This window comes from Amycolatopsis sp. MtRt-6 (genome assembly GCF_017308975.1).
In the GTDB taxonomy this organism is placed as follows: domain Bacteria; phylum Actinomycetota; class Actinomycetes; order Mycobacteriales; family Pseudonocardiaceae; genus Amycolatopsis.
Genome location: NZ_JADWPD010000023.1, coordinates 79,655 through 100,212, shown reverse-complemented (window position 1 = coordinate 100,212; position 20,558 = coordinate 79,655). Strand labels below are relative to the sequence as shown.

Annotated in this window: 24 protein-coding genes; 11 read left to right on the top strand and 13 right to left on the bottom strand. The window is 72.1% G+C overall.

The features are described from left to right. The first annotated feature begins 119 nt into the window (after positions 1-119). From I4Q55_RS32675 to I4Q55_RS32665, 3 genes are read left to right on the top strand one after another with little or no spacing between them, the layout of a single operon-like run. Positions 120-1,097 carry a helix-turn-helix domain-containing protein gene (locus I4Q55_RS32675; protein WP_206793339.1) on the top strand — a complete coding sequence of 326 codons (978 nt, stop codon included), beginning with the start codon at positions 120-122 and terminating at the stop codon, positions 1,095-1,097. A gap of 14 nt (positions 1,098-1,111) precedes the next feature. After that, positions 1,112-2,293, top strand: coding sequence for a CaiB/BaiF CoA-transferase family protein (locus I4Q55_RS32670; RefSeq protein WP_206793337.1), 1,182 nt, complete (start codon positions 1,112-1,114; stop codon positions 2,291-2,293). 33 nt (positions 2,294-2,326) lie between these two features. Then, entirely contained in the window at positions 2,327-3,595 is a 1,269-nt protein-coding gene (locus I4Q55_RS32665) for an aspartate aminotransferase family protein (RefSeq protein WP_206793335.1), read from the top strand. A 199-nt stretch (positions 3,596-3,794) separates the two neighbouring features. On the opposite strand, the gene I4Q55_RS32660 is transcribed toward I4Q55_RS32665, so the two are convergent. The 6 genes from I4Q55_RS32660 to I4Q55_RS32635 all read right to left on the bottom strand — a co-directional run bounded on the left by I4Q55_RS32660 (position 3,795) and on the right by I4Q55_RS32635 (position 8,068). Beyond that, positions 3,795-4,211, bottom strand: a complete 417-nt coding sequence (locus I4Q55_RS32660) for a VOC family protein (RefSeq protein ID WP_206793471.1) — start codon at positions 4,209-4,211, stop codon at positions 3,795-3,797. Beyond that, the gene (locus I4Q55_RS32655; protein ID WP_004561810.1) at positions 4,211-4,408 is read right to left on the bottom strand and encodes a hypothetical protein; all 198 of its coding nucleotides are present in this window, start codon (positions 4,406-4,408) and stop codon (positions 4,211-4,213) included. The genes I4Q55_RS32660 and I4Q55_RS32655 overlap by 1 nt, the downstream gene beginning before the upstream one ends. 133 nt (positions 4,409-4,541) lie before the next feature. Then, positions 4,542-5,045, bottom strand: a complete 504-nt coding sequence (locus tag I4Q55_RS32650; RefSeq protein ID WP_307793367.1) for a GNAT family N-acetyltransferase — start codon at positions 5,043-5,045, stop codon at positions 4,542-4,544. A gap of 31 nt (positions 5,046-5,076) precedes the next feature. Further along, positions 5,077-5,862: an IclR family transcriptional regulator gene (locus I4Q55_RS32645; protein WP_206793469.1), complete on the bottom strand. Its 786-nt coding sequence runs from the start codon at positions 5,860-5,862 to the stop codon at positions 5,077-5,079. Positions 5,863-6,026: 164 nt separating this feature from the next. Continuing rightward, positions 6,027-7,487 carry a PH domain-containing protein gene (locus I4Q55_RS32640; protein ID WP_242547225.1) on the bottom strand — a complete coding sequence of 487 codons (1,461 nt, stop codon included), beginning with the start codon at positions 7,485-7,487 and terminating at the stop codon, positions 6,027-6,029. Positions 7,488-7,558: 71 nt separating this feature from the next. Further along, a complete protein-coding gene (locus tag I4Q55_RS32635; RefSeq protein ID WP_206793333.1) occupies positions 7,559-8,068 on the bottom strand; it encodes a PH domain-containing protein in 510 nt (169 codons plus the stop codon). A gap of 173 nt (positions 8,069-8,241) precedes the next feature. Between I4Q55_RS32635 and I4Q55_RS32630 the strand changes: the two genes are divergently transcribed. Both I4Q55_RS32630 and I4Q55_RS32625 read left to right on the top strand, forming a co-directional pair. Next, positions 8,242-9,159, top strand: coding sequence for a proteasome assembly chaperone family protein (locus tag I4Q55_RS32630; RefSeq protein WP_206793331.1), 918 nt, complete (start codon positions 8,242-8,244; stop codon positions 9,157-9,159). Then, a complete protein-coding gene (locus I4Q55_RS32625) occupies positions 9,156-9,890 on the top strand; it encodes a class I SAM-dependent methyltransferase (protein ID WP_206793329.1) in 735 nt (244 codons plus the stop codon). The genes I4Q55_RS32630 and I4Q55_RS32625 overlap by 4 nt, the downstream gene beginning before the upstream one ends. 4 nt (positions 9,891-9,894) lie before the next feature. Here I4Q55_RS32625 and I4Q55_RS32620 read toward each other — a convergent pair whose 3' ends face one another. After that, entirely contained in the window at positions 9,895-10,317 is a 423-nt protein-coding gene (locus tag I4Q55_RS32620; protein WP_307793366.1) for a MarR family winged helix-turn-helix transcriptional regulator, read from the bottom strand. 64 nt (positions 10,318-10,381) lie between these two features. Between I4Q55_RS32620 and I4Q55_RS32615 the strand changes: the two genes are divergently transcribed. Continuing rightward, the gene (locus tag I4Q55_RS32615; RefSeq protein ID WP_206793325.1) at positions 10,382-10,789 is read left to right on the top strand and encodes a PaaI family thioesterase; all 408 of its coding nucleotides are present in this window, start codon (positions 10,382-10,384) and stop codon (positions 10,787-10,789) included. 728 nt (positions 10,790-11,517) lie between these two features. Here I4Q55_RS32615 and I4Q55_RS32605 read toward each other — a convergent pair. Next, complete coding sequence (locus I4Q55_RS32605) at positions 11,518-12,489, bottom strand: MCE family protein (protein ID WP_206793323.1); 972 nt, start codon at positions 12,487-12,489, stop codon at positions 11,518-11,520. Positions 12,490-12,493: 4 nt separating this feature from the next. Then, complete coding sequence (locus tag I4Q55_RS32600; protein WP_206793321.1) at positions 12,494-13,729, bottom strand: FAD-dependent monooxygenase; 1,236 nt, start codon at positions 13,727-13,729, stop codon at positions 12,494-12,496. Between the two features lie 114 nt (positions 13,730-13,843). On the opposite strand from I4Q55_RS32600, the gene I4Q55_RS32595 reads away from it, so the two are divergent. Further along, positions 13,844-14,503: a TetR/AcrR family transcriptional regulator gene (locus I4Q55_RS32595; protein ID WP_206793318.1), complete on the top strand. Its 660-nt coding sequence runs from the start codon at positions 13,844-13,846 to the stop codon at positions 14,501-14,503. Here the strand turns inward: I4Q55_RS32595 and I4Q55_RS32590 are convergent. Both I4Q55_RS32590 and I4Q55_RS32585 read right to left on the bottom strand, forming a co-directional pair. After that, positions 14,500-14,775 carry a YggT family protein gene (locus I4Q55_RS32590; RefSeq protein WP_206793316.1) on the bottom strand — a complete coding sequence of 92 codons (276 nt, stop codon included), beginning with the start codon at positions 14,773-14,775 and terminating at the stop codon, positions 14,500-14,502. The genes I4Q55_RS32595 and I4Q55_RS32590 overlap by 4 nt on opposite strands. Positions 14,776-14,888: 113 nt before the next feature. Then, positions 14,889-16,052, bottom strand: coding sequence for a right-handed parallel beta-helix repeat-containing protein (locus I4Q55_RS32585; RefSeq protein WP_206793314.1), 1,164 nt, complete (start codon positions 16,050-16,052; stop codon positions 14,889-14,891). 255 nt (positions 16,053-16,307) lie between these two features. Here I4Q55_RS32585 and I4Q55_RS32580 point away from each other — a divergent pair, with 255 nt between their 5' ends. The 3 genes from I4Q55_RS32580 (at position 16,308) to I4Q55_RS32570 (ending at position 18,103) form a co-directional block, all read left to right on the top strand. Beyond that, a complete protein-coding gene (locus I4Q55_RS32580) occupies positions 16,308-16,640 on the top strand; it encodes a hypothetical protein (RefSeq protein WP_206793312.1) in 333 nt (110 codons plus the stop codon). Between the two features lie 82 nt (positions 16,641-16,722). Continuing rightward, complete coding sequence (locus I4Q55_RS32575) at positions 16,723-17,310, top strand: RNA polymerase sigma factor (protein WP_307793365.1); 588 nt, start codon at positions 16,723-16,725, stop codon at positions 17,308-17,310. Positions 17,311-17,344: 34 nt separating this feature from the next. Continuing rightward, on the top strand, positions 17,345-18,103 hold the full coding sequence (locus I4Q55_RS32570) for a hypothetical protein (protein ID WP_206793308.1): 759 nt from the start codon (positions 17,345-17,347) through the stop codon (positions 18,101-18,103). Between the two features lie 107 nt (positions 18,104-18,210). Here the strand turns inward: I4Q55_RS32570 and I4Q55_RS32565 are convergent, their stop codons facing one another. Then, positions 18,211-19,173, bottom strand: a complete 963-nt coding sequence (locus tag I4Q55_RS32565) for a zinc-binding dehydrogenase (RefSeq protein WP_206793306.1) — start codon at positions 19,171-19,173, stop codon at positions 18,211-18,213. An 81-nt stretch (positions 19,174-19,254) separates the two neighbouring features. On the opposite strand from I4Q55_RS32565, the gene I4Q55_RS32560 reads away from it, so the two are divergent. Next, positions 19,255-19,836, top strand: coding sequence for a TetR/AcrR family transcriptional regulator (locus I4Q55_RS32560; protein WP_206793304.1), 582 nt, complete (start codon positions 19,255-19,257; stop codon positions 19,834-19,836). 43 nt (positions 19,837-19,879) lie between these two features. On the opposite strand, the gene I4Q55_RS32555 is transcribed toward I4Q55_RS32560, so the two are convergent. After that, on the bottom strand, positions 19,880-20,542 hold the full coding sequence (locus I4Q55_RS32555) for a TetR/AcrR family transcriptional regulator (protein ID WP_206793302.1): 663 nt from the start codon (positions 20,540-20,542) through the stop codon (positions 19,880-19,882). Positions 20,543-20,558: the final 16 nt, after the last annotated feature.

Sequence of the window (20,558 nt, the reverse complement as noted above, 5' to 3'; positions counted from 1 at the left end):
CGGCGGCGGCTGTTCTCGCACGTCGGAAGCACACCAGTTCACTCAACCCCGGGACAACCCCCGACCGGAAAGGATTCGAGCCGGTTCAAATCCGCCGCCCCGGCTGCTACCGTCGGTCAGTGTTCACGCTGCGGGTCGATGCCGAGACGGTGGCCAGGACACGGTTTTCCCCGTCGCTGGCGGCGGAGTCGCTCGCCTGGCTGAAGCTCGCCGCCGACGCGGCCCGGCACCCGGTGTTCGGCGATCCCGGCCCGCGCGCCCGCGCGGCGCTCGCCCACCCCGACGTCGCCCTGCTCCTGGACCTGCTGCCGCGCCCCGGCGAGGTGTACACGCCGGACCTGCTCACCCCGCAGCCGGGCACGGCCACCCGGCCGCGTGACCTGCTCGACGAGCAGCTCGCCCGGATCGAGGCGACCACCCAGGACGAGATCGAAACCCAGGTGCTCGCCTACACGCGGGTCCACTGGACCAGACCGCTGCCGGCCGCGGCCCGGCGGAGCGTCGAGTCGGGGTCGATGCCCCGGCGGCTGGCCAACGGCCTCGCCCGGTTCTGGCGCGAGGCGCTGGCCGGGGACTGGGCGGGCCTGCAGGCGGTCCTCGACCGCGACATCACCCACCGCGCGCAGGCCATCGCCCGCCACGGCGTCGGCGGGGTGCTCGGCGGCCTGCATCCCACGATCGGCTGGGCGGGCGACGCGATCACCGTCCTCAAGCCGTTCGACGGCGAGGCCGACGTCTCCGGCCGGGAGCTGGTGCTCGCCCCGGGCGTGCTCAGCTGGCCGGGCACCAGCATCCAGATCGACGTCCCCGGCCAGGTCGTCCTCTGCTACCCGGCGCACGGCGTCGGCACGGGCACCGACCAGCGGCCGGGCCGGATCGCCCCGGTCGTGGGCGCGGCCCGGGCGGCACTGCTGGCCGACCTCGAACCCGCGCGGTCGACCGCGGAGCTCGCCACCCGCACCGGGTACAGCCCGGGCACCGTCTCCTACCACCTGAGCGCGTTGCACCGTGCGGGCCTGGTCAGCAAGGTCCGGGACGGGCGGTACGTGCTCTACCGGCGGACCGCCCAGGCCGTCGCGCTCCTCGAGGCCGGGTAGAAAGCGAGCCATCGATGCCCCCTGCCGTCCGCCCGCTCGACGGGATCAAGGTCGTCGACCTCTCCCGCATCCTGGCCGGGCCGTACTGCACCCAATACCTCGGCGAGATGGGCGCGGACGTCGTCAAGGTCGAGCCGCCCGGCCACGGCGACGACACCCGCGGCTGGGGGCCGCCGTTCGTCGGCGACGAAGCCGTCTACTACCTGGCGGCGAACCGGAACAAGCGCGGGATCGTGCTCGACCTCAAGAGCGACCGCGGCCGGGAAGCCCTGCGGCGGCTGGTCGCGGACGCCGACGTCCTGGTCGAGAACTTCCGGCCGGGCACGCTCGAGAAGTGGGGCATCGGGTACGCTGAGCTGTCCGCGCCGAACCCGCGGCTGATCCACGTGTCGATCACCGGGTTCGGGCAGACCGGCCCGTACCGCGACCGCGCGGGGTACGACCTGGTGGCGCAGGCCCTCGGCGGCGTGATGTCGCTGACGGGCGAGCCGGACGGCGCGCCGGCGAAGGTCGGGCTGCCGGTGGCGGACCTGAACGCGGGGACGTGGGCGATCATCGGCGTGCTGATGGCGTTGCAGGCCCGGCACACCACGGGCCGCGGGCAGTACCTCGACGTGTCCCTTTTGGACAGTCAGCTGGCCTGGCACGTGTATGCGGCCGGCGCGGTGTTCCATGACGCGCCACGCCCGCGCCGGATGGGCTCGGCACACCCGAGCATCGTCCCGTACCAGGGCTACCACGTCGCCGACGGCTGGCTGGTCATCGCGGTCGGCAGCGAGAAGCTGTGGCACGCCTTCTGCGGGGTGCTCGGCCTGGACATCGCCGCCGACCCGCGGTTCTCCGCCAACGCGGCGCGCGCGGCCCACCGCGACGCGTTGAACGAGCTGCTGGAGCCGGTGCTCCTGACGCGCACGGCGGCGGAGTGGATGAAGGCGTTCGACGCGGCGGGCATCCCGGCGGCCCCGGTCAACGAGCTCGACGACGTCTACGCGGACCCGTGGGCGGCGGCGCGCGAGCAGGTGGTCAGGCTGCCGCACCCGACGGTGGGGACGTACGTCGGCACGGGCTTCCCGGTGAAGGCCTCGGACACCCCGGCGCGGCCGACGTCCGCCCCGCCGACGCTGGGCCAGCACACCGGGGAAGTGCTCGCCGAGCTGGGGTACTCGCCGGCGGAGATCGCGGAGTTCCTGGACTGATGGTAGGGATGGGGGCAGGACTGAGGAGGACCGATGTCAGCACAGCACGCCCTCTGGCACCCGTTCGCCGACATGGGCGCGGTGGACGGCGACCGGATGGTCATCACCCGAGGCGAGGGTTCGTACGTCTGGGACGACGCCGGCCGCCGGTACTTCGACGCGACGGCGTCCCTCTGGTACGCGAACTTCGGCCACGGCCGTCCGGAGATCACCGAAGCCGTCGCCCGCCAGCTGGGCGAGCTGGACTCGTGGAACCTGTTCGGCTACAACGCGAACCGGCCGGCGATCGAGCTGGCGGACCGCGTGGCGGAGCTGGCCCCGGAGCCGGGCTCGAAGGTGTTCTTCGGTTCGGGCGGCGGCGACGTCGTCGACACGGCGGTGAAGCTGGCCCGCGCGTACTTCGCGCAGACGGGCCGTCCGGAGAAGGTCCACGTGATCGGCCGGGCCCAGGGCTACCACGGAACGCACGGTTTCGGCACGGCGGTGGGCGGAATCCCGGCGAACGCGGCAGGCGTCGGCCCCCAGCCACCATCGTTTTCCCACGTCGCCTTTGACGACGCGGCCGCGCTGGAAGCGGAGATCGCTCGCATCGGCGCGTCGCGCGTCGCGGCGTTCTTCTGCGAGCCGGTGATCGGAGCGGGCGGCGTCCTGCTGCCACCGGAGGGCTACCTCGAGGAGGTGGCGGCGATCTGCCGCCGTCACGAGGTGCTGTTCGTGGCGGACTGCGTGATCGCGGCGTGGGGCAGGCTGGGAACGTGGTTCGGCATCGACCGCTGGCCGGTCCGCCCGGACATGATCACGACGGCGAAGGGCATCACGGGCGGAACGATCCCCCTGGGGGCGCTGGTGGTGGCTCCCCGCGTGGCCGAGCCGTTCTTCACGGGAGCACCGGGAGCCCCGATCTTCCGCCACGGCCCGACGTACGCGGGCCACCCGGTGGCGTGCGCGGCAGGCTTGGCAACGTTGGACATCTACGAGCGCGAGAGCTTGATCCCCCGCGGACGCGAGCTGGAGAAACCCCTGGCGGACGCGGTATCCGGGGTCAGCGGGCATCCGCTGGTGAAGGAGGTCCGGGCCGGGTTGGGCTTCTTGGCGGCGGTGGAGCTGACGCCGGAGGTGGTGGACGCGGACCCCGGGGCGCCGGTGAAGCTGCAGCGAGCATGCCGGGACGAGGGCGTGATCGTGCGGAACCTGGGCCGTGGGGTGGCGGTGTCGCCCCCGCTGGTGGCGGCCGAGCCGGAGCTGGACCTCCTGGCGGCGGCCCTGCCGAAGGCATTGGACCGCTTGGCGGCGCAGGTCTGAGGTCGCGAATGACTCATTCGGGACGTGGGAGGTCCCGAATGAGTCATTCGCGACGCTTGTGCCGGTGGGGCCGGAACTCGCGTGTCCCAGCCCCGACCGCACCCAACCAAGCCGGCGGCGACCCCCCAGCCCACCGCCGACCCAGACTCATCCCGGCCCAGCGCGCCCCGGTCCGGCCTCGGCCGAACCCGCCCGAACCTCAGGAAACGCAGAACTCGTTCCCCTCCGGATCGGCCATGGTCACCCAGCTGTGCGGCCCCTGCCGCCCCCGGTGCAGGAACTTCGCCCCGCGAGCGGTGAGCTTCTCGACCGCCGCCTCGACGTTGGCCGCCCCGACCCACACGTCCACGTGGATCCGGTTCTTCACCGTCTTGGCCTCCGGCACCTCCTGGAACAGGATCCGCCGGGGCGGTCCGTCCGGTGGCGAGTCCGGATGCCGGATGCCCGCCCCCGTTCTCCACACCAGCGAACCCCGGTAGGTCCGCGTCTCCGCCTCCTTCGCGTACCCCTTCGCGATCATCTCGCGGATGAAGTCCTCGTCCGTCGGTTCCACGGACCAGCCGAGCGTCTCGGCCCACCAGTCGGCGAGCACGTGCGGGTCGGCCGAATCCACCACTACCTGGAAGTCATACGCCATACCGGCACGTTAACGACCGAGTCCGACATTTTCCGGAGCATCGGGTCCTCGGGCACCACCGTGAAGCGCCACTTGTCCACGCCGCCGCCCATGATTTCGGCGTACCGGCGGGCTCCGTCGGCGTTGGCGAACCGCACCTGCTGGCCGTTCGTCAGGTGGGTGATCTTGACCGCCACGACTACCTCCCGAAGTTTGTGGGCCGGCCCGCGGAGCTTCCCCCTCCGGGACCGGCAGGCACAGTAGAACACATGTTCGACCACGCGCGCCACTCTCTCCCCCAACTAGGGGAGCACCAAAAGAAACCGCAGGTCAGAGCGTTCTGATCAGCGCGACGCGCGGCCAGGCGTCGAGGCCGCGAGCCGCTTCGGCACGGCGGATCGAACGCAGCCCGTCCCCGATTTCCGCCTCCGGGACGACCCCGAACCCCAGCCGTTCGTAGTACGGCGCGTTCCACGGCACGGTTTCGAACGTGGTGAGCGTCAGTGCCGGAAGCCCGCGCGCGCGGGCCCACTCGGCGAGCGTCTCGATCAGCGCGCTGCCGATTCCCCGCCGCGCGTGCGACGGCCGGACCGAGACCTGCTCGATGTGCGCGCACCCGTCGACGACCGCCGCGATCAGGTAGGCCACCGGCCGGTCGGCGGAGTCGGCGCTCACCCACGCGCGGCCGGCGGCCTGGTACACCGCCAGGGTGGCCACCGAGCCGGGGTCGTCGTCGGCGATCGCCGCCATGCCGACGTCGCGGAACAGCTCACCCGCCTCCCGCTCGACGTCGATGAGCGCGGGCAGGTCGTCGGGCCGGGCGAGTCGGATCACCCGGGCAGTTCTACGCGCCCGGGCGGATTTCTCACAGCGAATAAGCCGCGATCGCCCGCTGGATCCGGATCGCGTACTCCTGCAGCGCGGTGATCGCCGTGTGCCGCGTCTCCTCGGTGATCCGGGCGGCCGGGCCCGCCATGCTCAGCACGGTCGGCCGCCTGCCGATCGTCTGCACCGGCACCGAACAGGCCCAGACGCCTTCGTCGACCTCGCCGGAGCTGACCGCGTACCGGTTCTCCAGCGCCCGCTTCAGCTCGTCGCGCACGGCGGTGCCGCGCCGCTCGACGATCGACGCCCACCGCCGGTCACGTTCGATCTCCGGCAGCAGCGCGAGCAGCATCTTGCCGGACGCGCCGACGCCGAGCGGCAGCGAATGCCCCGGCTCGAACGTGAACCGCATGGCGCGGTCGCATTCGACGCGGTCCGCGCAGACGGCCGAGTCGCCGAACTGCTGGAACAGCATCACCGTTTCGCCGAGTTCCCGCGCGGCCTCCTCCATCGCCGGCCGCGCCAGCCGCACCATGTCGTTCGCCAGCTGCGCGGCCCGCGCCAGCGGCATCACCTGGCTGGTCAGGTGGTAGTGGCCGGCCCGGCCCTCCTCGAGCAGCTGCAGCTCCTTGAGCAGGGCCACGTAGCGGTAGGTCGTCGCCACCGGGGTGCCGATCGTCGCGGCCAGTTCGGCGACGCTCGCCTCCCAGCGGAGCTCCGAAAAGGCCAGCAGGAGTTGGAGGACCTTGCGGGAACTGCTGGCGCCCGGGGTGCGGCGCGGGGAAGTGGTGGCGGAACCGTCGACGGCACTGACGGCAGGCGTCATCATGACCTCTCGGTGAGACAAAAACGACCTTCGCTATCACACGGGGTGAATAAATTAGCACGTAGTGTGAAAGGAAGGCCAGCAATCCCCCGCGGTATTGAATATCCACCGAAATGTGCCGAACTGCTTTTTGTTGTAGTACGACCGCCGTTTCCGGACGCCCGCTACGCGCCGCGCCGGTCAGCGGTGAGGAACGGCGTCAGCAGGCCGGGGACGGCCCGGTCGGCGAGCGCCAGCCCGTCGGCTTCACCGACGTCGAGCACGTGGTACCTGCCCTTGCCCGCGGCGACCGGCGCGATCAGCGTGACCAGCCCGGCCCGGCGCTGGAAGTACGAGCGCTCGACGACGATCCCGGTCAGCCCGTCGCAGCGCACAGCCGCCGTGCCGCGGTCGAGCGAGCCCGACCGCGTCACCAGGTAACGGCCGGTGAGCGCGTGGCCGAGGCTGCGGTAGCGGTCCCAGCCGACCAGCGCGGCGACCGGCACCAGCACGAGCGCGACCTGCCACGGCCAGTCCGGCAGCGCGCCGAGCCACGCCAGTCCGTAGAGCGCCGCGGCGAGCAGCAGCACGCCGAGAACGGCCCGGGACAGCCGCCGGTACAGCGCCCGGCGTGGATGCCGCGCCAACGGCGTCGCGGCGAGGTCCTCGCCGAGCACCTCCGCGACGACCTCGTGCGCGCGTCCCACGGGCGCCGGCGGCAGCAGCAGGCTGCCGCCCTTGTCCGCGCTCTTGCCCTCGCGCAGGCCGGCCGCGATGGCGACGCAGCGGGCCCCGCCGGCCAGCCGCAGCGGCAGCGGCTCGCGGATTTCGGCGCCGCGCAGGCGGTCCTCCTCGATCGACACCGACCGCGTCGTGATCAGCCCTCGCCGGACGTGCAGCGTGCCGGCGGGCTCGCGGGTGAGCCGGAAGTTCCAGAACGACAGCACGTACCCGCCGATCGACAGCAGCGAGACGAGCACCAGCAGCCCGGCGGCGGCCAGCACCAGGCTCAGCCACACCGGGGTGTCGGCGAAGTGCCCGACGACGACCTGGACCAGCGAGAACTGGATCGGGTCGAAGTGCAGTTCGTGCGCGAAGTGGTAGACGGTGCCGACGGCCGCGCCGACCACCGCCAGCCCCGACAGCGTGAACGGCGCGTACCGCAGCCACCGTTTGCCGACCGCGGCGATCAGCTGCTCCGGCGGCGCGGCAGCCTCTTCCGACGCCGCCTCGGCCTTGCGGTGCAGCAGCAGCGTCCGCAGCCGCTGGGCCTCGGCGATGGTGACGGCGTCGAGGACGAGCTCGTCCTTGCCCGGTCCCTTGCCGTGCGAGTGCCGCCCGGTGCCGATCCGCGCGGCGGCCAGCGAGAACAGCCGGTGCTTCGGCTCCGACGTCACGTCGACCGTGCGGATCCGGTCGCGCGGGATGGCCCGCTGCTTGCGCAGCAGCAGCCCGGTGTGCCACTCGACCTGCGACCCGGTGATCCGGTAGCGCGAGGTCAGCACGTGCGAGACGCCGGTGAACACGGCGATCGCGGTGAACACCAGGCCGATCCACTGCCACGGCTCGCCGTGGCCGAACAGCAGCGCGCCCAGCAGCACCGGCAGCGACTTCACCAGGTCGAGCACGGGCCGGATGAGCAGCATGCGCCGGTCGAGGTGGTGCCACGGCGCGTCCTGCGTGCCCTCGGCTGGCGGGGTGATCACTTCGGTCGTGCTCACGTCGCATCGCCCCGCACGGCCTGGGTCGTCTTCGTCAGCTCGTCGGCCAGCGCGAGCGCGCGGTCGTGCGCCAGGCCCGCGATGCGCAGCGGGCCGGCCGCGGACGCCGTCGTCACGGTGATCTTCGCCAGCCCGAACAGCTGCTCGAACGGGTCGCGCTCGATGTCGACGGTCTGGATCCGCGAGATCGGCGCGATCCGCCACTCCTGCTTCAGCCAGCCGGACTGCGTGTAGACGGCCTCGCCGGTGACCTCCCAGCGGTGCACGCGGTAGCGCCACTGGGGCATCACGACGAGGTGCAGCGGGCCGAGCACGCAGGAGAGCACCAGCGTCACGGTCAGGAACGACGGCGCGTCGTCGCTGGTCACCACGATGAGCGTCTGGACGCCGATCAGGATGATCCACAGGATCGCGGCGGTCACCGTCCAGTAGCCGATGGCCCGGCGGCTGACCCGGTGCGCGGGCGGCCGCAGCCGCGGCGCCGTGTTCGTGGTGTGTTCGCTCACCGCTCAAGCGTGCCCGATCGGGGCCTTGCGTGCCCAGGACAGTTGTCACGATGCCGATCCGTCCCGGCCTCGACCGCGTGCCGTTACGATCGGCGACACCGTCGGCGGAATGGAATCCCACCCGGGGTGTGTTGTGCTTGACGGACAGACGTGTGCGAGAGCAGGAGGATCCGGTGGGACTCGATCCCGACGACCTGTACGAGGTGGACTCGGACGTCCCCGACCTGACCGGGGTGGTGCTGCTGCACCACTTCGAAGGGTTCATGGACGCCGGCTCGGCGGGCCGTCTGCTGGCCGAGCACCTGCTGGGCGGCGAGCACCGGGTGGTCGCCCGCTTCGACGTCGACCGCCTCATCGACTACCGCTCGCGGCGGCCGACGATGACCTACGCCGTCGACCACTGGGAGGACTACGACGCGCCGGAGCTGGTGGTGCACCTGCTGCACGACACCGACGGCACGCCGTTCCTGCTGCTGTCCGGCCCGGAGCCGGACCACGACTGGGAGCGGTTCTGCGCGGCGGTCCGGAACCTGGTCGAACGCTGGGGCGTCCGGCTGACCGCCGGGTTCCACGGCATCCCGATGGGCGCGCCGCACACCCGCCCGCTCGGTGTCACCGCGCACGCCACCCGCAAGGACCTGGTCGGCGACAACCAGCCGCTGCCGAACCGGCTGCAGGTGCCGGGCAGCGTCGCCGCGCTGCTGGAGTACCGGCTCGGCGAGTGGGGCCACGACGCCATCGGCTTCGCCGCGCACGTGCCGCACTACCTCGCGCAGTCGACGTACCCGGCGGCGTCGCTGATCGTGCTCGACGCGCTGAGCCGGGCGACCGGCCTGAGCCTGCCCGAGGGTGAGCTGCGCGCGGCCGCGGACCTCGCCGACGCGGAGATCAACCGGCAGGTCGCGGAGTCCGACGAGATCGCCGACGTCGTCCGCGCCCTGGAGCGCCAGTACGACACGTTCGTCGAGGCCTCCGACCGGGGCAGCCTGCTCGCGGAGTCGGTCGAGCACATGCCGACGGCGGAGGAGCTCGGTTCCCAGTTCGAGCGGTTCCTGGCCGAGCAGAACGGTGGCGAAGGCCCCGAGCGGTGACGGCGCGCTACGACGAGATCGGCGTCGGCTACGCGCAGGGGCGGCGCACCGACCCGCGCTGGTTCGAGCCGGTGGTGGCCGCGCTGGGGTCCGCGGCTTCGGTACTGGACGTCGGGTCCGGGACGGGTTCCTACGAGCCGCCGGCGCGGGACGTCGTCGCGGTCGAGCCGTCGGCGGAGATGATCCGGCAGCGCGCGGTGGGGGCGGCGCCGGTGGTGCGGGCGGTGGCGGAGGCGCTGCCGTTCGCCTCGGGCCGGTTCGACGCGGCGCTGGCGGTGCTGACGGTGCACCACTGGCCCGACTGGCGCGCCGGTCTCGCCGAGCTGCGCCGGGTCGCGTCCCGTCAGGTGGTGCTGGCCTACGACACGGCCCTGCACAGCGACTTCTGGTTCGTCCGGGAGTACGTGCCGGAGGTCGCCGCCCTGGAGGCGTCGCGGCCGTCGGCGCCGGAGATCGCGGACTTCCTCGGGGCGGCTTCGGTGTTGCCGCTGCCGGTGCCGTGGGACTTCACCGACGGGGTGTTCCCGGCGTACTGGCGCAGGCCGGAGGCCTACCTCGAGCCGGCGGTGCGGCGGTCGTGCTCGGCGCTGGCGCAGACAGCGCCGGAAGCGGTGTCCCGGGGAGTGGCCCGGCTGCGGGACGACCTGGAGTCCGGCCGCTGGCGCGCGGACCACGCGGAGCTGCTGGACCTGCCGGAGTGGGACGCGGGCTTCCGGCTCATCGTGGCGTAGCGGCTCACCACTCGCCGCGGGCGAGCTTGCCGACGCCGTCGACGGTGTCGCGGAACCCTTGCTCGCCCAGGACGGCTCGCAGCCGCGCGTTGAACTCCTCGATCGCCGGGCCGACACGGGCCAGCGCTTCCTCGCCGGCCTCCGTCAGCCGCAGGGAGACCGCCCGGTGTTCGCGCGGGTGCGGCCGCTTGGCGACCAGGCCCGCGTCGACGAGCCGGGTGACCATCGCCGTCACGGCTGACTCGCGCTGGCCGAGCTGTTCGGCCAGCTCCCGCTGGGTCAACCCGCCTTCGCGGACGGCGAAGAGCGCGCCGAGCTGGGCTGTGGTGATGCCGGCCGCGGCGAGGCAACGGCGGTCGGCCGCCACGCGCAGGCGGTGGGCGGCCTGCTGGAGCAGGAAGAACAGGCGCTGATCGGGTTCGGGCACGCCCCGATCTTGACAGCCTCGGCGGTCCCGCGCCATTCTGACTTCACTAGTGAAGTGAGGGGTCATGCTCGATTTCGCAGCAGCGCGCGCGGGGCTCGCGAGCCAGCCGTTCAGCCGCCTTCTCGGCGCCCGCCTGACCGAGTTCGGCGACGGAGCGGCCACGCTCGAACTGGACATCCGCGAAGAACTCCAGCAGCAGAACGGTTACCTCCACGGCGGAGTGCTGGCCTACGCGGCCGACAACGCGCTGACTTTCGCGGCGGGCACGGTCCTGGGGCCCGCGCTGCTGACGGCCGGCTTCACGATCGACTACCTCCGCCCTGCGGTGGGCGAGGTCCTGCGCGCTCGTGCTGTCGTCGTGCAGGCCGGGCGGTCGCGGGCCACCTGCCGGTGTGAGGTGTACACAGTGGACGGTGATGGGGAGGCGGTGCTGTGTGCTGCCGCGCAGGGGAGTGCGCGGTTGAAGCGTTAGCCGTGGCGAAGTCTCGGCAGGTTGCCTGTTGTGCCGCGGTTTCGGCTGTTGATCAACCGGGCCGGGCGCCGCAAAGCCGAGGTTCCTGCCCTGTCGGAATCCCCTCGCTTCTCGGGGGCCGCAAATTCGCGGCGACGTTGGCGACAGCACCAACGTCCATCGGTCGCCCGCGAAGGAGCGCCCGTCGCGGGCCCAGTGCAGCCGGTTCTCGATTTCCCGGTGTCGGCGTGGGGGGTGGCGATGGACTCCCGCGCCGCTGGGGCGGGCGAATGTGCCGCGTGACGATTTGCCGTCCACCGCGGTCGCCGCGGGGATGGCGGTGAGCCGGCCGCTGATTGCGGCCTCGAGTCGGGCCGGCACCCGTTGTGGTGCGTCGGCGGCCCATTCCCCGATCGCGGTGAACGACTGCGCTCCCGCAGCGACCGCGACCGGCGCCCGGACCGATCCCAGCGAATGCCGCACCCCGCGCCGCTTCCGCGGATCAGGCACCAAGGTCAGATGATCGCGCAGATCAGATCATGGGTTTCGCCAACCGCATGATCACCACCGAGAGCCGTGCCTGCTGCCACGACACGACTTTGCCGGAACCGCGGGGGCGCCCCCCGGGTCCAGCGTATCGGCCGCCACGGACAAAACCGTCGCCAACGGCCATGATCCGGCAAACTTGTCCACAACGAACCCGGCTTGTGGACAACCGCTCTGTTCACCGCCCGTCGGCGCGCGAAACCCTAGCCGTGGCAACCTTCTTCGTTCAACGGCCCGAACGACGGCAGTACCAGCCCGCAAAGATACCCGTCGATGAACCGGCCTGTCCCGGCGATATTGGTCCCCAGCCGGACGAACGGCGCGAAACCCCGGATCCCCGCCGCCAGCGCGTCCTGGTTGCGTTGCAGCATCGACGTCAGCTGGTCCAAATCAGCCAGCAACGGACCGACCTGGGACTCGCCGATCAGCCCGGACAGCTCCGACGACAACCGCCGGGAGCCGTCGAGCAGCGTGCTGATCGCCGTCTCGCGGTTGATCACCTCCGCGAGCAGGTCGTTGCCGTCGTCGAGGAGCCGGCGCACCGCCGCGTCGCGGTCGACCAGTGTCTGCGAAATTACGCGGGTGTTGCCCAGCAACGCAGCCAGCCGGCTGTCGCGCGAGGCGATGGAATCCGACAGCCGGGAGAGCCCGGTCAGCGCGGCGCGGACGCTCTGCGGCGTGTTCGCCAGCGTCGCCGACAACGTGTCGAAACTCTTCGCCAGCTGCGTGGTGTCGATCCGGTCCACTGTGGACGAAAGCTGGCCGAACGCCGCGAGGATGTCGTAGGGCACGGTGGTCCGGGACCGCGGGATCGGCCGTCCCGGGTCGAGCGTGCCCTCGCCCTGCGGGTCGAGAGCGAGGTACTTCTGGCCCAGCACCGTCTTCAGCCGGATCGCCGCACTCGTCGCGTCGCCCAGCCAGGCGCCCTTGGCCTTGAACGACACCAGCACGTGGTCGCCGCGCAGGCGCACGGCCGACACCCGGCCGACCTCGACGCCGGCGATGCGGACGTCGTTGCCCTCGCTCAGCCCGGCCGCTTCGCCGAATTCGGCCGAGTAGGTCGTCCCGTCGCCGAGCACCGGCAGGGAGCGCACGTTCAGCGCGGTGACCACGCCCAGGACCAGCACGCTCAGGCCGGCGAGTGCGGTCCTGACCGGAGCCCGAGGTGTTGACATGGCGTCAAGAGTGACCCACCTCACGCCGGGCCGCCACCCGAGTCCCCCGATGAGCGGAATCCGGCGCGGGGTACTCACGGTATTCCAGCGCGTTGGCCGCGCGGTCGGTCATCCAGGTGAAGATGCCGCCGAAGACCCGCGTGCTCAGCATCCGGTAGGCGCGGTTGCGGCCGCGGATCTTCGCGGCCGTGCGCGGCACGAGGAAGTTGCCGGAGCCCCTGCCGTTCTTCTGCCCGATCGTGGCCGGCTTCCGCAGCCGTTCCTCGTACTTCGCGAACGCCGTCACGTGGTCGCCGCCGGCCGCGGCGAGCTCCCCGGCCAGCACCTGGGCACCCATCATCGCCAGCCCGGTGCCGGACCCGCCCGGCCCGGCGCACCAGGCGGCGTCGCCCAGGAGCACGACCCGGCCCTTCGACCAGCGGCCGAGGTGGATCTGGCTGACCGAGTCGACGTACAGGTCGTCGGCCGCGGGCAGCGCTTCGAGCAGCTTCGGCACCTCCCAGCCGGTGTCCGCGAACAGCCGCGCGATCAGTGCCCGCTGTTCGCCGGGACCACGGCGCTGGAACTCGACGCCGTCGGCCGCGAAGACCAGGCCGACGTGCAGCCGGTCCGGCCGCCGGTGGCTGCCCACGGTCACGCCGCGGCCGGGTTCGTTGTACATGATGCTGGTGTGGTCGAGCCCGAGGTGGTTGGGCGCGGTGAACCCGGCGATGCCGTAACCCAGGTCGGTCCGGAAGCCCGGCTCCGGCCCGAAGGCGGCGGCCCGCACGCCGGAGTGCACGCCGTCGGCCCCGACGACCAGGTCGAACGTCCGCGGCGCCCCGTGGTCGAAGGTGACTTCGACGCCGTCCGCCGTCTCGGTGAGGCTCGTGACGCGGTCGCCGAAGACGTACTCGGTGTGGTCCGCGGTGCGCTCGTACAGGATCCGCGCGAGGTCGCCGCGCAGGATCTCGACCTCGCCGCTCCAGGCGGAGCCGGGCACGGTCAGCGCCGGACGCCCGTCGAGGCCGAGCACGGTCTGCTCGCCCATCGCCGTCTCGTGCCGGCGGATCTCGTCGAGCACGCCCATCGCGGCCAGCAGCTTCAGCTGCTCACCGCGGAAGTCGACGGCCTGGCCGCCGGGCCGCGGGGCGGGCGCGGACTCGACGACGGTCACGCGGTAGCCGCCGCGCCGCAGCCAGTGGGCCGCGGACGGGCCGGCGATGCCTGCCCCGGAGACGAGCACGGTCTTGGTGGTCATCGGTGGTTCCTCTCGAGCCGGTGGGTGCCGACGTCGAGAGTGCGGGCGGGCGCTGACCGTTCTCGCACGGTCCGCTGACGGCTCGGCCGCCCGCGCGCGGTTGCAGTCGCTAACATGACCCGGGTGGACCGTGCCGCCGAAGGCCGGATCCAGGAGGACGGCGAGGGCGTCGTCGAGGCACGCATCCTGGAGGCCGCTGCTCACCTGATCGCCGAAGAGGGCTTCGGCCGGCTGAAGATCGGCGGCGTCTGCGCCCGCTCGGGCTACGCGCGGTCGGTGGTCTTCCAGCACTTCGGCGACAAGGACGGGCTCGGGCGGCGGCTCGTCGAGCACGCCGTCGAGCAGTTCACCGACGCCTACAGCGAGGCTGTCGCGGCCCGGACCGGGTCGGCGAACGCGACGCCGATGGACATGCTGCGCGCGCTGCTGGACATCATCTTCGAGCTGATCCGCACGATGCCGACGCTCAACCAGGCGTTCCTGGCGCTCTGGGGCGACGCGGCGGCGGAGTACTCGGGCCTGCGCGGCGCGCTGACGGAGGCCGACCGCCGGTTCCGGTTCGCCATCGCGCAGACCGTGGCCAGCGGGGTCGCGGACGGCTCCATCACCGGTGTCCACGACCCCGACTCGTACGCCTCGGCGCTGCTCGCCCAGCTGCGCGGGATTTCGATGCAGGCCCTGATCGACCCCGACGGCGTCGACCTGCGCGGCCTGCGCGCCGAGCTGGAGCGCGGCGTCGACCGGCTTTCCGCGGGCTTCCGCGGCACACTCTAGAGGGCGTACACGATGCTCCGCAGCACGATCACGCCGATGAAGACCAGCGTGAAGGCCAGGTCGAGCGAGAGCCCGCCGATCCGCACCGGCCGCACGACCCGCCGCACCGGCCCGATCACCGGCTCGGTGGCGGCGTAGGCCAGCCCCCGCGCGCGCCGCGCCCACGGCGGCGTGTTCGCCACCGCCGCGACCCAGTCGAGCACCATCCGCGCGACCAGCACCAGCAGGTACAGGCTCAGCAGGAATCCGAGCAGTGTTCCCAGCGCACCCATGGGTCCCTCCGTTCTCCACCTGGAGAACGCGCGGGCGGCGCCGGGAGTGCCAGGTCTGTCCGGTTCACAGCATTTCAACAGGATCGGGGTGACGACGGTCACCGCGCCTAGGGTCACCCGCCGAAGGTGACCACGAGCCGTCCGTCGGAAGCGAAGGACCATTTCATCGTGCCGGCGTAGGACGAGCAGCGTGACCCGTTCCTGCCGGTCCAGAACTGGTCCGAGCTGTCGACGTCGCCGACGGTCTTGTCGTTCGAGCCGCCACTGGCGAACCGGCACGAGGTGTCGTTGCGGAACACCGAAGTCCCGGTGTCGAAGGAGAAGTTGCGTTCGGCGTTGTCGATGCCGACGTTGTCCGAAACGGTCATCGTCCCGGGGTTGCTGTTGTAGGTGAACCCGTGGTGGCCGTTGCGGTAGGCGATGTCGCGCCGGACGATGTGGTTGACCGCGATCTTGTCGCCGCCGAGCTTGTAGCCGTTGCGGTCGCCGTTCTCGTTGACGGTGCCGTTGCTGAGGGTGCCGTTGGCGTAGGCGAGGGAGTCCTCGATGGTCACCGGGCCGATCGGGCCGGTGTCGGTCTTGGTGTAGAGGTCCCAGCCGTCGTCGATGTTGTGGTGGGCGACGTCGTAGCGGAAGACGTTGCCGGGGCCGGCGGTGAGCTTCGCGGCGAACCCGTCGGCGTCTTCGCCGTCGGAGTCGGCGTTGTCGTGCGACTCGGAGCTGACGACGAGGTTGTTCGACGGCCACTGGTCCTTCGGCGTGCTGGAGGCGATCCGCGAGATCTGCAGCCCGGAATCGCGGTTGAAGCGGGTCACGACGCGTTCGATGACGTTGTTGCTCCCGCCGACGAAGATCCCGTTGTCCCCGGCGCGTTCGACGACGATGCCGGCGACGCGCCAGTACGACCCGTTGACGGCGAGCCCCCGGTTGGCCGGATCTTCTTTCATGGCGGAGAAGTTCAGCACGGGCTTCTCGCCGGCGTAGGCGGACAGCGTCTTGCGCGCGCCGGAGGTGCCGTTGTTGCCCGGCGCGATGGTGACGGTCTGGGCGTAGGAGTAGGTACCACCCCGGAGCGAGATGGTGCCACCGGCACCGACGCGGGTGAGGGCCGAGGTGAGTGTGGTCGGATCCGATTGCGTACCGGCGGCGGAGTCCTTGCCGTTGGGAGCCACGAACAAGGTGGTGGCAGCGGCGGCGGACGGCGGTGCGAGAGCGGCCATCGTGACCAGCGCGGCGGCCGCTGTAAGCGCTTTCTTGGTGCTTCCGTGTGAACCCATGCGCGCCTCCTTGCGAGCAGGAAGTTGCCGAAGCCGAGAGCGCTCCCGGAGAACCGGAGCGGGGTCTGTCGGTGAGGCGACGGTAGCACCGGGTAGCGGCGGCTCGAGTGGGCCAAGCGGGTCGTCTGTACTGAAAACGCTTTCAGAGCGGCGGTGACGCTCACCGAGGAGGCAGCCGGCCCCCGGAAACTGTCGGTGTGTCCCGATAAGCTGGAGACCGGGGGGCGGAGGCCCGCGCCGGTGGATACTCACCCGGTGCCGAAGCTCCCGAACGACGCACCGTTCCCCTTCCACGGCCGGATCGTCTGGCTCACCCCCGGCCAAGGCGGCCGCACGACCGGCCCACCGCAGCCGGCCGACGGCCACACCTACGCCGCGAACGCCTACGTGCCGCCCCGGACGGCCGTCACCGGTCTGGCCTCCTTCGTCCTTCGCGGCTTCGAACCCGGCGCCCTGGTGTCCACCGCCGACGGCCGCTGGCTCGTGGTCGAGAACACGGGCGCGTTCCGGGTCGAAGCGGGCACCGTCGTCGTCATCACCGAAGGCCCTAAAACGGTCGGGTACTTCCACGTCGAGCACGCCGGGTAGGGGGTGGGGCTTCCGAGCGCCGCGGCGATGGACCATGATGGCGCGAACAACGCGGTGGGGCTGACCGCAAAGGATGCGTGTGGTGCTGGAGTCGGTCCCTAACCGTGCCCGGCGTACGTCCGGGGAGCCCGTCGACGACCTGTCGGCGACACTGGTGCGGGCGCAGCGGGGCGACGAGGACGCCTTCCGCCTGCTGTACCGGTCGGTGCAGCCCGGCCTGTGCCGGTACCTGCGGGTCCTGGTGGGACAGGACGCCGAGGACGTCGCCTCCGAAGCGTGGCTGCAGATCACCCGTGACCTGGCTTCGTTCCGCGGTGACGCGGACGGTTTCCGCGCCTGGACCGCGACGATCGGGCGGAACCGGGCGCTGGACCACCTGCGGCACCGGCGCCGCCGCCCGGTCGCCGAAGCGCCGGCCGAGTGGTTTCCCGAGCGGCCCGCGCCCGACGACACCGCCGGGGCGGCCATCGAGGCGACGGCCACCGAGGCGGCGCTCGCGCTGATCGCCACACTGCCGCGTGACCAGGCCGAAGCGGTGGTGCTGCGGGCCGTGGTCGGGCTCGACGCCAAGGCGGCCGCGGCCGTGCTGGGGAAGCGGCCCGGCGCCGTCCGCACTGCCGCCTACCGGGGACTTCGCACGCTCGCCGACCGGCTCGGCGGCCGGGTGTGACACTTTCGAGCGGCCCGACGCTGAGGGGTGTGTGATGAGCAAGCAGCAAGGACGCCGGATCGACCGGCACACCGCGGAGCAGTTGCTGCGGGGTGCGCCGGCCGACGCCCCGGACGCGCTGGCCGGCCTGCTCGCCGCCGCGGCCGCCCCACCGCGCGACGGCGAGCTGGGTGGGGAGCCGGCGGCCATGACGGCGTTCCGCGAGGCGGCTCAGCATGCCCGTTCCCCGCTACGCCGGAGCCCCTCGATGATCAAGACAAGGTGGGCGAAGCTGCTCACGGTGAAGGTCGCGGCCGCCGCGGCGGCGGTCTTCACCGTCGGCGGCGTCGCCGCGGCCGCCGTCACCGGCGCGCTGCCCTTCCAGGCCGGTCACGCGCCGTCCCCGGCACCCGCGGCGTCCAGCCACGCCCAGCCGCCCGCCGGCGACTGGGCGACCGAGACGACGAAGACGCACGCGCCGGACGGAACCCGGCCGGCGGACCAGCCGTCGCCGTCACCTTCGCTGGTGGGGCTGTGCCACGCGTACAGCGCCGGCGACAAGACCGAGCACGGCAAGGCGCTGGAGAGCCCGGCGTTCACCGCGCTGATCACGGCCGCGGGCGACAAGGCCAAGGTCGACGGCTACTGCGACGCGCTGCTGAAGGACGAAGCCGCGAAGCCGGCGCACCCGACCGGCGCACCCGCGGACCCGGGCAACTCGGACAACGGCAAGGACCACCCGACGCCGGCGCACCCGGCCGGAGCGCCGGCCACGCACCCGTCCGGCCCGCCGGCCACCCGCCCGAATCGCTGATCCGAACCGGCCAGCGGCGATTCCCTTCCCTCCCCCCGAGGGGATCGCCGCTCCCTGGACGGGCGGCGGCCGAACCCCATCACCGGGCCGCCGTCCGTCCACGAACTTCACGGAACGAGGAGTATCCGGCCGGACGTCCGCCCGGCCTCCAGGCGCCGGTGTGCTTCGGCCGCGTCGGCGAGGGGGAGGACGGCGTCGATGGCCGGCCGTGGCACGTCGCCGCGTCCGGCTGCCGCGAGGAACTCCGGGTAGTCCACGCCGAAGATGCCCGCGGCCCAGCCCGGACCACCACAGCCGACGACCTGCAGGCCGCGTTCGCGGATCTTCGCCGAGTCGACCACGGCCGGCGCGCCGCTGAGCGTGCCGTACAGCAGGATGCGCCCCGTGCTCGGCGTGAGGACGTCGAGCAGCCGCCCGGCGACCGCTCCGCCGACCATGTCGAACACGACGTCGACGGGCTCGGCGGGCAGCAGGTCCGGCCAGTCGGGCTCGGAGTGGTCGACCACCACCTGAGCGCCGAGAGCGCGCACCCGATCCCGGCCGGCCGCGGTGCCTGCCGTGGCGATCACCCGGGTGGCGCCGAGTTCGCGGGCCCGTCGCACGAGGTAGCCGCCGATCTTGCCCGACCCGCCCTCGACCAGCACCGTCTCCCCGCCGGCCAGCCCGGCCTTCCGTGCCAGGCCGAAGGCCATCGCGCCGGACGCCGCCATCGCGACGGCATCGGTGGGAGAAAGCCCGCTGGGCACGGCTGCCGTCATCGCGACGTCGACGGCGGCGTACTCGGCGTAGGAGCCCCGGCCGCCGGTGATGGCGACAACGCGGGTTCCCTCGAGCGCGGGGTCGACACCTTCGCCGATCCGCTCGACCACGCCGACGGCCTCGGCGCCGAGTACCAACGGGAACGGGAAAGGCATCGGAATGGCGCCGGACCGCAGCATCGTCTCGCCGCTGCTGACGGCGGCGGCCTCGACCCGCAGCAGTACCTGCCCCGGCCCGGGAGCGGGCACGGGGAGGTCTTCCGGGACGAGCACCTCGGGGCCGCCGGTTCCGCGCAGCACGACGGCGAGCATGAGTACCTCCTAAATGAACCTTCGGTCCAGTTAATTCTCGGTACTATATGAACCGACGGTCCAGTTGTCCAGGAGGGATGCATGCCGGAGCCGAGGCGGGAGCGCGCCGACGCGGCCCGCAACCGGGCGGCAATCTTGGCCGCGGCGGAGGAGTTGCTCGTCGCGAACGGCCCCGATCACGTCTCGCTGGAGCGGGTCGCCCAGGCCGCGGGCGTCGGAAAGGCCACCGTCTTCCACCGGTTCGGCAGCCGCTCCGGGCTGATGCGGGCCCTGATGGAAGACCGCGTGCGCAAGCTGACCGAGACGATCGAGACCGGGCCCCCGCCCCTCGGCCCTGGGGCACCGGCCACGGATCGATTGCTCGCCTTCCTCGACGCGGTCGTCGACCTCGCGACACGCAACGCCGCTCTGGTTGCGGCGTATGAAAAGGCGGCCGGGGAAGAGCGCCAGGCCGGCGATGTTTACCAGTACTGGCACCGCCACGTGAGCGGCTTGATCGCGCAGGCCCGCTCCGGGCTGGACGCGGAACTCCTGGCTCACATTCTCTTGGGAGCGTTGCACAGCGACCTGGTGGTCCACTTGGTCCGCCGCGGCGACACCGATCGGCTGAGGACGACACTTCACGAACTGGTCGGCAGCCTGCTTGCCCCGAAGGCGCGGTAGGCCGGGCGACGACGTGGTTTCCTGAAGTGGCCGGCCGAGGCAGTCAGCCGTTGCCCGGCGCGACCAGGGCGGTCAGCAGGCGGGGCAGCACCTGGGTCACGTAGCGGTTGTCGGCCCGGTCGGGCAGCTCGCCGAGGATCGCGCGTTCGAGCATGGTTTCGTACAGCCGGACGATCGTGATGACGGCGCTCTCGGGTTCGACGGTCAGGCGCAGGTCCAGCCGGCCGAGCATGTCGAGCAGGATCTCGGTGAGGGCGTCGTGGAACCGGCGCTCGGCGGCCGCGGTCGGGGCGCGCAGCTCGGGCTGGCGCAGGGCCTGGGCGCGGAACTCGACGTTGAGCAGGTACCAGGTCTCGTCCGCGGTCAGTGACTCCATGAAGAGGGCGCCCGCCTCCTGCAGCACGCGCGTGACCGCGTCCGCGGACGCCGGGTCGACCGCCGCGGTGGCTTCGGCGACCGCTGTGCGCAGGCGCTCCGTGCGCTCCCGCATCCGCACCTCGTAGACCGCGAGGAACAGCTCCTCCTTGCTGGCGAAGTTGGAGTAGAAGGCGCCGCGGGTGAACCCCGCGCGGTCGCAGATCAGCTCGACCGGCGCGTCGCGGATGCCCATTTCCGAGAAGACGTCGTGCGCCGCCTCGATGACCCGTCGCCGCGTCTCCGCGCGTCGCCGCGTCATCCCTCTCGGGCTCGCCTCGCCGGTCGTCATGCCGTCACCTTACTTT

Excerpts from the sequence above, each read along its gene's own strand:
- I4Q55_RS32670 (WP_206793337.1), top strand. The coding sequence starts at position 1,112 with ATGCCCCCTGCCGTCCGCCCGCTCGACGGGATCAAGGTCGTCGACCTC.
- I4Q55_RS32665 (WP_206793335.1), top strand. The coding sequence starts at position 2,327 with ATGTCAGCACAGCACGCCCTCTGGCACCCGTTCGCCGACATGGGCGCG.
- I4Q55_RS32645 (WP_206793469.1), bottom strand. The coding sequence starts at position 5,862 with ATGACGCCTGCCGTCAGTGCCGTCGACGGTTCCGCCACCACTTCCCCG.
- I4Q55_RS32640 (WP_242547225.1), bottom strand. The coding sequence starts at position 7,487 with ATGCTGCTCATCCGGCCCGTGCTCGACCTGGTGAAGTCGCTGCCGGTG.
- I4Q55_RS32615 (WP_206793325.1), top strand. The coding sequence starts at position 10,382 with ATGCTCGATTTCGCAGCAGCGCGCGCGGGGCTCGCGAGCCAGCCGTTC.
- I4Q55_RS32605 (WP_206793323.1), bottom strand. The coding sequence starts at position 12,489 with ATGTCAACACCTCGGGCTCCGGTCAGGACCGCACTCGCCGGCCTGAGC.
- I4Q55_RS32600 (WP_206793321.1), bottom strand. The coding sequence starts at position 13,729 with ATGACCACCAAGACCGTGCTCGTCTCCGGGGCAGGCATCGCCGGCCCG.
- I4Q55_RS32595 (WP_206793318.1), top strand. The coding sequence starts at position 13,844 with ATGACCCGGGTGGACCGTGCCGCCGAAGGCCGGATCCAGGAGGACGGC.
- I4Q55_RS32590 (WP_206793316.1), bottom strand. The coding sequence starts at position 14,775 with ATGGGTGCGCTGGGAACACTGCTCGGATTCCTGCTGAGCCTGTACCTG.
- I4Q55_RS32585 (WP_206793314.1), bottom strand. The coding sequence starts at position 16,052 with ATGGGTTCACACGGAAGCACCAAGAAAGCGCTTACAGCGGCCGCCGCG.
- I4Q55_RS32570 (WP_206793308.1), top strand. The coding sequence starts at position 17,345 with ATGAGCAAGCAGCAAGGACGCCGGATCGACCGGCACACCGCGGAGCAG.
- I4Q55_RS32565 (WP_206793306.1), bottom strand. The coding sequence starts at position 19,173 with ATGCTCGCCGTCGTGCTGCGCGGAACCGGCGGCCCCGAGGTGCTCGTC.
- I4Q55_RS32560 (WP_206793304.1), top strand. The coding sequence starts at position 19,255 with ATGCCGGAGCCGAGGCGGGAGCGCGCCGACGCGGCCCGCAACCGGGCG.
- I4Q55_RS32555 (WP_206793302.1), bottom strand. The coding sequence starts at position 20,542 with ATGACGACCGGCGAGGCGAGCCCGAGAGGGATGACGCGGCGACGCGCG.